The organism is Occallatibacter sp., from assembly GCF_049802275.1.
Lineage (GTDB): Bacteria > Acidobacteriota > Terriglobia > Terriglobales > Acidobacteriaceae > Telmatobacter.
The window spans coordinates 1-10814 of record NZ_JBARMD010000307.1; the positions used below are offsets into that span (position 1 = coordinate 1).

A 10814-nucleotide genomic window follows, 5' to 3' on the forward strand; every position below is an offset into this window, starting at 1 on the left:
GATCGAAAGCCGAGAAGAACGATAACGGCGCCAGCACATAGCTTGCCCACGGAATCCCGGTCACTTCCGCCACGATCGGCCCGGCGTAATTCAACTCGCCCAGCAGCAGCAGATCGGCGCGCACCGGTTTCGTCGCTGCCTCCAGCAAATCGTCATACGTCTGCCGCAGCGAAGGGAACAGAAAATCGCGCAGCCCGTGCTCGGTGCCATGCTTGATGTCGTAGACCATCTCGACAAGCACGTTGTTGGTGGGGTCGATATCCGGCCGGATCGCGTGAAATTCCAACCCCAACGGTTCAAGCCTCGTCCGATATACATTCGGCAAAGCCATCACCGCCGAGTGCCCGCGGCGCTTCAGTTCCAGCGCAAGCGCGACCAGCGGATTGATATCGCCAAGCGTGCCGATGTTCGAGAGAACAATGCGCAAAGTGGTGTCCGCAACCAGGAATGGGAATGCAACGATAAGAGTAAAGCATTGACCGACCTGATGCCCTTCCCGAAAGCGCCTGCCGCACCGCAGGTGCCTTCAGACTCGTTTAATCTTGCTACAACATAATGAATGAGGAGAATTCGGCGCCATGCGCGTCCTGCTGGTGGAAGACGAAGTCCGGCTTGCCGACAACCTTGCTGCCGCCCTGCGCGACGGCCCCGGCCTTGCCGTGGACTGGGCCGCCGATGGCGAAGCCGGCGACGACGCGGCGCGGAATCTCTGCTACGACCTTGTCATCCTCGACCTGATGCTCCCCAAGCTCGACGGCCACGGCGTTCTGCGCCGCATGCGCGCCCGCAAAGATGCAACCCCGGTCCTCATCCTCACGGCCAAAGAAGGCAAGGACGCCATCATCCAGCTGCTGAACGCCGGCGCCGACGACTACCTGGCCAAGCCCTTCGACCTGGGCGAACTCCTTGCAAGGGTGAAAGCCCTGATCCGGCGCGGCAAAGGCGCAGCCCACCCCACACTCAACGCGCTCGACGTCGAACTCAATACGCTGGAGCAGACGGTGCGCCGCGCCGGGGCCCTCGTCGATCTCTCGCCCACCGAATACCACATCCTTGAATACATGCTGCATCATCCGCGCAAGGTCGTCAGCAAGCAGGAATTGCTCGAACACCTCTACGACTACAACTGGGAACATCACTCCAACGTGATCGAAGCGCACGTCTCCAACCTGCGCAAAAAGCTCGACGCCGCCGTTCCCGATGCCGAACCAATCATCGAGACGCTGCGCGGACGCGGCTATCGCCTCTCGCTCGAGCCCACCGCATGACACGACGCAGCAGCATCGCCTTCCGCCTCATCGCCGCCGTACTGCTGGTGGAGCTGGCCTCGGCCGCGCTGGTCATCCTGCTCGCCTTGGGATACGAGCGTCACAGCCACTTCCGCTCGTTCGACGTAATGCTCCACGGCCGCGCCGATTCTGTGCTTGGCGCCGTGCAGGACGCCGAAGATGTGGGCGACAACGTAATGCTCGACCTCGCCGACCTGCATGTGCCGCCCGACGACGTTTACGAAGTGTGGGATGGTCGCGGCGAGTTGCTGGGCCGCTCCGCAAATTGGCAGGGCAGCGCTGGAATGCGCGTCCCCGACCACAATGGCATGTTCCGCGCAGAAATCCGCAACCATGATTACCGGCTGCTCTTCATCCGCGGCACACGCATCGTCGATCCGGGCGAGCCCGGCGGCGGACATCTTCGTTACGTCACCATCCTCTACGGCGCACCCACTGCGCACGTGTGGAACGCAATCTATGGAGCGGTCGAATTCTACGCGGCGGCCATGTTGCTGCTGGTGCTGATCACTGGACCGCTGATTGCCTGGGTGCTGCATCGCGGACTCGAGCCCTTGCGCCAGCTTGCATCGCTGGCGGGCCGCGTCTCTGCCGAATCGTGGGAGTTCTCCCCGCCTGCCTCAGCCCGCGAAACCGCCGAGCTTGCGCCGCTCACACAGGCACTCGAAAACGCACTTCAGCGGCTGGAGCGCTCGTTCACGCAGCAACGCACCTTCGTCTCCGACGCCGCACACGAACTCAAGACTGCCGTCGCCGTCGTCAAATCGTCGCTGCAACTGGTGGGCATGCGCCAGCGCACACCAGAGGAGTATCATGCAGGCAACGAGCGCGCGCTCGCCGACACCGCGCGCATTGAGGAACTTGTGGCGAAGATGCTGACCCTGGCTCGCGTGGAAAGCAATGCGGCTGAAGGGACCGCCGGCGAAAGCTGTGATCTGAACCAGTGCGTAGCTCAGACCGTCGCCGATCTTGAGACCTTCGCCCTCGGGCGTCAGGTAGAGCTGGCCGTACGCAACCGGCCTCCAGAAACCTGCACCATTCCACTCAGCGCAGAAGACTGCAAACTCGTCCTCTCAAACCTGCTGATGAACGCAATCCAGCACAGCCCTGCGCATTCACAGGTTGAGCTGCGCGTCTCCGCGGTAAACGGCGCCGTCGAAATCATCGTTCAGGATCACGGCGACGGCATCGATCCAGCCGCTCTGCCCCACGTTTTTGATCGCTTCTATCGCGGCGATCCCTCGCGCGCGCGTGCTACCGGCGGTGCCGGCCTCGGCCTCGCCATCTGCAAAGCCGCAGTTGAAAAGGCCGGCGGCACGATCAACCTGGCAAGCGAGTCAGACCAGGGGACGATCGTTTCTGTCCGGCTGCCTGCGCCAAACCCGCATACCCTGCCTGGAATTGAGAACATCCTGAAAGATTAGGTTCGTGTTACGAACGGGGCAGAAGTTGAATTCCGCCGGTCTCCAACCCCAACTAGAGATCTACAAATCCCAAAAATCCGCGTAAAAGCTGCCATTTCCTCCCCGCTTACGAATTACCATGCACTGGTTTTCGCGCCTTTTTTGCAGTGCGAGTCACCCAATCCCGTACAAGAAATTGCCTCAAAAAGCGACCGCATCTCAGCCGGTCGGTAACCCTGTGCTCTCCACCGAGTCATCCCCAGATGGGTACAAACGACGTCTCTCACGGACACGCGTGTTATTGCATCGCATTGTTTCCGGGGTAGAAATGGTCCATGCAGAGCGCGATGTGCGCGCAATTCTCCGGCAAGTTCAGGTTTAAAGATCGATTCCCCAAAGTCCGGAGTACAAGGAGGGATTGAACATGGTTCTAGAGAGTGGTTCCAGACCGCAGCCAATGATGGGGCTTGTACCCGCGCGGACATTAGAGCGGGCGACGCAACACATGAGCCGCTCCATCTTCAAACGAATGGGCTCGGCTTTCGCCCGGGACGTTCAAGGTGGGGCGCTCGTTGAGATGGCAGTCTCGATGCCAGTGATTCTCCTTCTGATGACAGGAATCTTCTCCTTCTCGATAGCCTTGCATCAAAAGTTGGCTCTGGCCGAAGCTGTCAGCGCTGGCGGGCGTGTTCTTGCAGTTGAGCGCGGCGATACGGATCCCTGCAAGGCAACAACCAATGCAATCTACGCAGCTGCCCCCACTCTGTCGCAGTCAAACATGACCATCAATTACGTACTGAATGGTGTAGCCGTCGGTTCCGGCGTCACAACGTGCGCCAGCACTCCGAACCTGGTGACGGGCGGCACCGCCCAGATCACGGCGACATATCCCACCAGTGTCTCCGTCTTTGGCAGAAATCTCGGCACCTTCAATTTGGCAACCACTATCACAGAGGTGGTGCAATGAAAACCACTCGAAAATCGCTTTGCTTGCGCTTGATCAACGAACAAAACGGGCAGGTGCTTCCATGGATGGTGTTTTTGATGGTCTTGTTCCTGGGAGCTGCGGGAATCACGGTTGACGCCGGTCACGCATATGTTTGCTACCGTGAACTCCAAACCTCGACAGATGCAGCTGCCATGGCCGCCGCGTATGAACTCTCCCAGCCAACCGCGACCGTGGCTTCAGTAACAGCCGCTGCATCGAATTACAGTTCGGTTTCCGGAGCCGTCAATGCCAACTCCAATTTCTCCAACCCGACTATCTCGATCAAGTTGAATTGCTCAACAGCCGTGGCCAATCTTGGCATTTCATGTTCCGGCTCGTCCACCGGCGACAACGTGGTCCAGGTACAGCAGTCCGTCGCCGTACCCACATACTTCATCCGTGCTCTCGATGTTTTTGGCATTCACGCAGCCAAGTCGGTCGCGCTCTCGGCAGTTTCAACCGCCGCCGCGCGTGGCGCGACCAATTCGCAGTACAACGTCGCCATCGTTCTCGATACAACCGCTTCCATGAAAACCAACGACAACGATGCATCCTGCGGCAATACCAGGATCTATTGCGCCCTGCAGGGTGTACAGACCCTCTTGACCTCGCTCTCGCCCTGCACTGCATCGGGCTCCGGATCCAACTGCGCAGGCGGATCTGCATTCGACCAGGTCAGTCTCTTCACGTTTCCGAATATTCAGGCAAACGAGGCCAGCGACGACACGTCTTGCCCCACAAGCAATCCCGCGATTCCCAATTACTACACGCCCGTCCGAGGCGCCAACTGGACCGCACCGACCGGGACAAACGCCACCTACCAGGTCACCTCTTACCTCTCTGATTACAGTTCCAACGGCAAGTCCGACGGCACTCTGAACACGTCGTCGGCCCTCGGAATTGCAGCAGGCGCTTCTACCAGCAAGAGTTGTACCGGATTGCAAGCACCGGGCGGTGACGGAACCTACTACGCGGGTGCAATCTACGCCGCGCAATCTTCATTGATGGCCGCACAGATCGCTAACCCGGGTTCGCAGAACGCCCTCATCATCCTGAGCGACGGTGACGCGCAAAGCACCAAAATCAGCGTTTCCGGAACCGTCCTGAAAGCAGGTACCGGCACTCCTCAATTGAGCGTCGACTATCCCTCCTCGTCCAACCAGTGTCAGCAGGCAATCGACGCAGCCAACTTCGCATCATCGCAGGGCACAACCGTGTACACCATCGCCTACGGCGCTTCAAACGGTGGCTGCTCAACTGACAAGGCCGGCCCACTCGCCGGACTCTCCCCATGCTCGGCTCTCCAGTCGATGGCTTCTGCGCCCGGAAATTTCTACTCCGACGCGACTGCCTCTCAAAACAAGGGTGACTGCTTGTCTTCCTCGAATCCAAACCTGAACCTGAAACAGATCTTCAAATCTGTTGCAACCAGCTTCACTGTCTCCCGGATGGTTCCCAACAGCTTCTTCAATTAGCGGCAATCAACGCTACCGCTCTCGCGACGCCACTGTTCTCGGGGTGCTAAACCCCGAGAACGTTGGCGTCACACTTCTTACGCTGTTTTGTACTCGAAAGCGCGCAGGAACCCTTCCAAATCCGTTCTTCCTTCATGCCGCGCCCAATCCGCCGGAGTACCTCGCCACAGCAAGTCCCTGGTATCGGCGCTTGCACCGCGTTCGATTAGCAGTCGCACCAACTCTTCCTGCCCAATCAATGCAGCCTGGTGCAGCGGCGTGGTGTGGGCATGGCCGCCGGGCGGGTTGTACCGATTCGGGTCCTCGCCCGCATCGAGAAGCAATCGAACAATTTCAATGTGTCCAACCTGGCTTGCCACAGCCAAGGCCAGGTGTTTCTCTTCATTGCTCGCAATGCGCAGCAAGCGGCGAGCATCTTCAACACAATCCAGCACGGCCGCAATCGGCAAATCGATTCGCGCGCCACGCGTGATCAATGCCGTCACCGTCTGAAAATAGCCATGCAGAGCGGCGGCATGGATTGCGCTGTCCGGATCGGCTCCATAGTCGCAAAGCAGGTCGATCAGCGGAAGCTGAACTCCGCACCGCTGGGGCACGCTGCCCGTCGCCACCAATGCCAGGGTTACATTGCGCGAAGTTTGATCCGGTCCGGCATCGAGAATGACCTTCGCAACCTCGACGATATTCTTCGGCAAGGTGCCATGCCGAATTGGATTCTCGGCGACGAACTCCAGCAGCGCCGCGCTATGAAAGTAGTTGCCACTCTCAAACTCAACATGCTCATGAACGAGCTTTGGATGGTGTTTCAGATGATCGCGCAGTTCTGCCGCGTCACCCGCATCCAGCAATTCCACGGCGCGACGAAACACCGCATTCTCAATCCGCTCATGGTGTGGCAACTTCAAGCAACCCGCAAGTTTCGGCGACTCCACATGCGCCTTCAGCCGTGTCCAGCTTTTGAAGCCGTATTCGCGCGCAATGGTGAATTGCGCATCGCTCAACCGCAACGCACTTTCGAAAATCTCTCCGTCGGTAGCTCCCTTGAATCGCGGGTTGAATTCCCGGATGCGTTGCGCGACTCCGCGATCGCGGGCAGCAAGCCCCTTGAGCAGATCCTTGGCTTGATACTTGAGGTGGTTAAGGTCGGGTTGAGATGGGAATTGCTTTGTCGGCATGACGAACTTCCTCTCGTGTGCCCAGGTCCGCATTTGAGGGCTGAAAGTCAGTTCGCAGATCAGATTGTAAGAAAAGGTGGACTTCTGTCCTTCCCGCGGACCGGATGCGCCCTTCAGCGCTGCGAAGCAGCGTACCACGAAACGCGCCCCGGTCAGCCTTAGCAAACTGCTCGATCAATCTTGCTCAACGACGTGCCGCGTTTCGAATCGACGCAATAGTTCACCTTCGCGCCACCGCACCAGCATCTCAGAATGTTTAAACTTTCGTTACGGACGAGTTGACCGTAATACAGGACTAGAGCTGAGCTTCGGCGCGACCCTTCGATATTAGAGGGACGTTGCTGCCGCCTCGGTCGAGCGGAACTGCTTCTTCAACCATTACCAACCCGGCGAAAATCCGCCTGTTACAAATAACAGTTGCGTTCAGACGATTATGTTCCTAGATTTGGCAGGGTCTAACTAATGGAGATTTTCCGGTCGAGATGCCTAATTCGCGGCGGCGCTAGCGCCGCCGTTCGAAGGTATCAAAAATGGAAGGTCGAAAACTAGATTGATCACCGTACACTCGCGGTTTCTCGCATGTTTGCCAGCGGGCGCGACACAAATGTGGCTGTAGTTTGCCAATCTGATGGCAACCCAAGGAGGGAATGTATGTCTCAAAGGCTCGCACTCAACGGTGTTCGATTCGCTGTTCTCTGCATCATGACCTCCAGTCTGCTCGCGCTGGAAAGCCGGGCACAGGGAGTTCCTGTTTTCGAGATATCAAAGCAAGACACCTCGTTTAAGTTCAACGTCAAGGCGTCGATAAAGATCGCCGGTACTTTCGACAAATGGGATGCGACCCTCACATTTACGTCGCCGGATGTTACGACAGCCGTTTTGGACATCAAGATTCAGGCCGACAGCGTGAACTGCGGAGGCGGCGTGGTGGAGAAAACGATGAAGGGCAAAGACTATTTTGATGTCGAGCACAACCCGCTGATCACCTTCCACTCCACAAAGATCACGCAGACCGGCCCCAATACGTTTGATGTTGACGGCGACTACATGATGCGCGGGGTGACGAAGCCCCAGAAGTTGACGTTAGTCCTTAGCGGCAAGGGCACAGGAGCGGGCGAGGTCAAAGGGACAATGTACTTCGACCGCAAGGATTACGGGATAACCAAGAAAATCCCCTTTGTTACAGTCGCCGACCGCATCGAAGTCCTGGATGATATCAAAGCGAAGAAAGTCAGCGGGCCGCCCGTGGTCTTCAAGCAATAGCAATTCCGATTCGTCGTTTGCTGCTGGACATGCAGCGCATCTTGTCACCTGCCATTCGACGTTACCCCGGCTTCAGTGCCGTCGGGTGACGCTACGAGGTCAGTCTGTTGATGAGGAAACCGTTGAAACTGTTAGATGATGCAGTCTCCGATCTTTGTCAGAGCGAGTAGCTTGTCTCTGGACGTTGAGTGTCTGTTTTGCATACTGCTGAACCAAACGCGGTACCGGTCGGGGTGTTCATGGAACCACTCGCTTCTGGTTTGATTGCTCTCGCGTGCGTCTTTGGTGGCGGGCTGCTGGGTATCTTCTGCCGCAGATGGGTGCCCGATCGACATCAGGGCCCCGATTCCAAGGACGTTGTACGGCTGGCGATGGGTCTGGTTGTGACGACCTCGGCGATAGCGCTGGGACTATTAATAGGTTCGGCAAAGAGCTTCTTCGATACTCAAAATGCTGAAATGGCTCAGATCGCCGCAAATTACGTCCTGCTGGACCGCATCCTTGCGAATTACGGCCCAGAGGCGGCCGACGCACGCGCTACGTTGCGTACAGAGCTCACTCATCGTGTGGAGGAATCCGGACGATCGGACGGCGCCGAGAAAGCTTATGTGACGATCAAGTCGGGCGCTCGAATGAGCGAAGCGACGCTCGATACTCTCAAGGCGCTTTCTCCCAAGGACGACAATCAACGGTTCCTGAAGCTGCAGTGCCTGAGTCTGGAGGTCCAACTTGGCCAGACACGCTGGCTGATGTATGCGCAGAACACGGTTCCCTTTCCAAGATTCTTGCTGGTTATGCTGATTGCGTGGCTCACCGCGCTCTTTATGAGCTTCGGGATATTTGCTCCTCGCAACCCGCTGGTCCTGGCTGGCCTGTTCGTGTCCGCCGCGGCAGTTTGCGGTGCCATTCTTCTGATCCTTGAGATGTACGACCCTCTAGGCGGACTGATTCGAATCTCGGATGCTCCGTTGCGTGCCGCAATAGAGCAGCTTGGGAGATGGTGACAAACAGGTGTTGATCCGCCGCTGACCGCGAAGGTGCAGTCGGGGCTCTGAGTGGATTTTGGGCAACCCTTCCCTTTGACAAATCTTCGCCTTCGGCCGGAAGCTTTTCATAGCTGTTCACGCAATTCCCTGCAAGCATTCAGGGCATCTCCGCCCTTCCTTCAGCATCCCTTAATCCCCCCGTGGAACAATGCTTGCGCCGGTCAATCGCAAAAGCTCCCTCCTCGCGATTTGCCGAGCCCACGCGGAGTCGAACATGAAAATCCAACGTTGTCTCCCAACCTTTGCGCGCACCCTTTTTGCCGCCGCCTTGTCATGCACTCTATTCGTCGCCGCTCTCGGCGCCCAAGCTCAAGGACCATATAAAGTTCTCGATAACTGGAAGCTGGCTGACGCCGGTTGGTGGGACTACCTGCTGGTCGACTCCGCCGCCCATCGCGTTTACGTCACCCGCGGCGACCACGTGGATGCGATCGACACCAACGACGGCAAATTGATTGGCACTATCGGCGGGCTGCACGGGACGCACGGCGTAGCGCTGAACCCCGACGGCAAAGTTGGCTACATCTCCGATGGCGGCGGCAACGCGGTCGTGGTCTTCGATCGTTCCAACCTCTCCACCGTCGCCACCATTCCCGCCGGTACCAACCCGGACTGCATCATCTTTGAGCCCACAACCAAATCCGTGTGGGCCTTCAACGGTCGCAGCAAAGACATCACCGTCATCGACGCCGCCTCGCAGAAAGTCGTCGCCACCATCCCAGTACCCGGAAAGCCCGAGTTCGCCGTAGCCGACGGCAACGGGAACGTCTACAACAATATTGAAGACAAGAGCCTGGTACTCAAGATCGACGCAAACGCACACAAGATCACCGAGACCTGGCCCGCCGGCTGTGAATCGCCCTCCGGCCTCGCGATGGACATCGAAGGCAATCGTCTTTTCCCCGTCTGCGACGGAAACAAGATGAGCGTGATTGACGCAGCTACGGGCAAGGTCCTTGCCACACCGTCCATCGGCGACGGTCCCGACGCCGCTGGTTGGAGCACCAAACACAAACTGGCCTTCGCCTCCAGCGGCGACGGCATCCTGTCGGTCGTCGACGGCATCACCTACAAGACCATCCAGTCGCTGCCCACCAAACGCGGCGCGCGCACGATGGCTTACGACCCGGCCACCGATCGCGTCTACCTCGTGACCGCGGACTTTGGTCCACGCCCCGCCGCTACCCCTGACAACCCGCGCCCACGCCCATCCATGGTTCCAGGAAGTTTTGAAGTGATCGTCGTCGGCCGTTGATCCGGCGCGTCAAAAACTTCTCAACAAGAAAAACGCCGCCGCGGCCAACCCTGGCGGCGTTTCTGCCATCACGGCCCGTGTGAGGCTCTGCCCATTCCGTCAACAACAGTCAGGCCGCGCTCAAACATCAAGACCGCCTTTCCGCTGAAAACTGCCCTTTTAACCGCCCTCCCCATCGAAATCGTGAACTTCTGGATCATCGGCTATCCCGCCGGTGCCCATGGTCTCTCCTCTGCCAGCCAATCTGCCGCCGTTGCCCTGCAATGGGATCTACTGCATTTGCCCGGAATCATCGCCGCCGATCGCAGCCTTTTCCTGCGCACCCACCCATTAGCTTGCTCATTTGTGCTTCTCGCCACGGGCTTTCTCGATACCGCGATCCTGCTCGCAGCCGTCTTCTTGGCCGCACGATTAGCGCTGCATACCCTCCGCAAGCTATCCTCCCCCATGAAGCACGCCCACTGACCTTGGTTCACGGTTCCACTGACCACTGACCACTGATTATGAAGCTCACGCTCGCCATTCTCGCCCTCGTCGTCTTTGCCCTGTCCTTCGTGGCGGACTACAAATGGCGCCAGTGGATGGCAAAGCGCCGCGCCAACCACGACCCGAATCAATCCCCTGGCGCGAACCACCCTAATGAGCCTCGATAATTTACTTGAGGTCTGCGGGGACGGCCAAAACCAAAGTCCAATGCGGTAACCTGCATCTCCTTAAGTGGGGTTCCGACCCGCAACTTTCCTCCTTTCCAGCCGTTACAATAAAAGGAAGGGAGTCGTCCAAGACACTATGCACAATCAGCTTGCCCTCGCCCTTCGCTTCCCCATTCGCCGCGCCGCTTTTCCGCTGGCCCTGGCGACAGCCTTGTTTGCGGCAACCTCCGCGGTCCGCGCCCAGTTTGCGCCGCCGCCCACCACGCC

At 58.3% G+C, this 10814-nt stretch carries 10 protein-coding genes; 8 read left to right on the forward strand and 2 right to left on the reverse strand.

All coding sequences use genetic code 11. From position 1 onward, the window contains the following. On the reverse strand, positions 1–427 hold a 427-nt coding region (locus tag WA354_RS10685), incomplete at its 3' end, for a glycosyltransferase (protein ID WP_472812995.1). A 151-nt stretch (positions 428–578) separates the two neighbouring features. Between WA354_RS10685 and WA354_RS10690 the strand changes: the two genes are divergently transcribed. The 4 genes from WA354_RS10690 (at position 579) to WA354_RS10705 (ending at position 5155) form a co-directional block, all read left to right on the forward strand. Then, positions 579–1268 (forward strand): response regulator transcription factor, encoded by a 690-nt coding sequence (locus WA354_RS10690; protein WP_472812996.1) that lies wholly within the window; start codon positions 579–581, stop codon positions 1266–1268. Next, positions 1265–2713, forward strand: coding sequence for a sensor histidine kinase (locus WA354_RS10695; protein ID WP_472812997.1), 1449 nt, complete (start codon positions 1265–1267; stop codon positions 2711–2713). Before WA354_RS10690 ends, WA354_RS10695 begins: the two co-directional genes overlap by 4 nt. Positions 2714–3116: 403 nt before the next feature. Then, positions 3117–3659 carry a TadE/TadG family type IV pilus assembly protein gene (locus WA354_RS10700; protein WP_472812998.1) on the forward strand — a complete coding sequence of 181 codons (543 nt, stop codon included), beginning with the start codon at positions 3117–3119 and terminating at the stop codon, positions 3657–3659. Then, complete coding sequence (locus WA354_RS10705) at positions 3656–5155, forward strand: pilus assembly protein TadG-related protein (RefSeq protein ID WP_472812999.1); 1500 nt, start codon at positions 3656–3658, stop codon at positions 5153–5155. The genes WA354_RS10700 and WA354_RS10705 overlap by 4 nt, the downstream gene beginning before the upstream one ends. Before the next feature lie 77 nt (positions 5156–5232). On the opposite strand, the gene WA354_RS10710 is transcribed toward WA354_RS10705, so the two are convergent. After that, the gene (locus WA354_RS10710) at positions 5233–6330 is read right to left on the reverse strand and encodes an ankyrin repeat domain-containing protein (protein WP_472813000.1); all 1098 of its coding nucleotides are present in this window, start codon (positions 6328–6330) and stop codon (positions 5233–5235) included. Between the two features lie 651 nt (positions 6331–6981). Between WA354_RS10710 and WA354_RS10715 the strand changes: the two genes are divergently transcribed. The 4 genes from WA354_RS10715 to WA354_RS10730 all read left to right on the forward strand — a co-directional run bounded on the left by WA354_RS10715 (position 6982) and on the right by WA354_RS10730 (position 10359). Next, positions 6982–7593: a YceI family protein gene (locus WA354_RS10715; protein ID WP_472813001.1), complete on the forward strand. Its 612-nt coding sequence runs from the start codon at positions 6982–6984 to the stop codon at positions 7591–7593. Positions 7594–7832: 239 nt separating this feature from the next. Next, positions 7833–8597 (forward strand): bestrophin-like domain, encoded by a 765-nt coding sequence (locus tag WA354_RS10720; protein WP_472813002.1) that lies wholly within the window; start codon positions 7833–7835, stop codon positions 8595–8597. Between the two features lie 256 nt (positions 8598–8853). Then, positions 8854–9894 carry a YncE family protein gene (locus tag WA354_RS10725; protein ID WP_472813003.1) on the forward strand — a complete coding sequence of 347 codons (1041 nt, stop codon included), beginning with the start codon at positions 8854–8856 and terminating at the stop codon, positions 9892–9894. A gap of 183 nt (positions 9895–10077) precedes the next feature. Further along, positions 10078–10359 (forward strand): hypothetical protein, encoded by a 282-nt coding sequence (locus WA354_RS10730; protein ID WP_472813004.1) that lies wholly within the window; start codon positions 10078–10080, stop codon positions 10357–10359. The last annotated feature ends 455 nt before the right edge of the window (positions 10360–10814 follow it).

Coding starts and splice junctions, on each gene's coding strand:
- WA354_RS10695 (WP_472812997.1), top strand. CDS start 1,265: ATGACACGACGCAGCAGCATCGCCTTCCGCCTCATCGCCGCCGTACTG.
- WA354_RS10715 (WP_472813001.1), top strand. CDS start 6,982: ATGTCTCAAAGGCTCGCACTCAACGGTGTTCGATTCGCTGTTCTCTGC.
- WA354_RS10690 (WP_472812996.1), top strand. CDS start 579: ATGCGCGTCCTGCTGGTGGAAGACGAAGTCCGGCTTGCCGACAACCTT.
- WA354_RS10705 (WP_472812999.1), top strand. CDS start 3,656: ATGAAAACCACTCGAAAATCGCTTTGCTTGCGCTTGATCAACGAACAA.
- WA354_RS10725 (WP_472813003.1), top strand. CDS start 8,854: ATGAAAATCCAACGTTGTCTCCCAACCTTTGCGCGCACCCTTTTTGCC.
- WA354_RS10720 (WP_472813002.1), top strand. CDS start 7,833: ATGGAACCACTCGCTTCTGGTTTGATTGCTCTCGCGTGCGTCTTTGGT.
- WA354_RS10710 (WP_472813000.1), bottom strand. CDS start 6,330: ATGCCGACAAAGCAATTCCCATCTCAACCCGACCTTAACCACCTCAAG.
- WA354_RS10700 (WP_472812998.1), top strand. CDS start 3,117: ATGGTTCTAGAGAGTGGTTCCAGACCGCAGCCAATGATGGGGCTTGTA.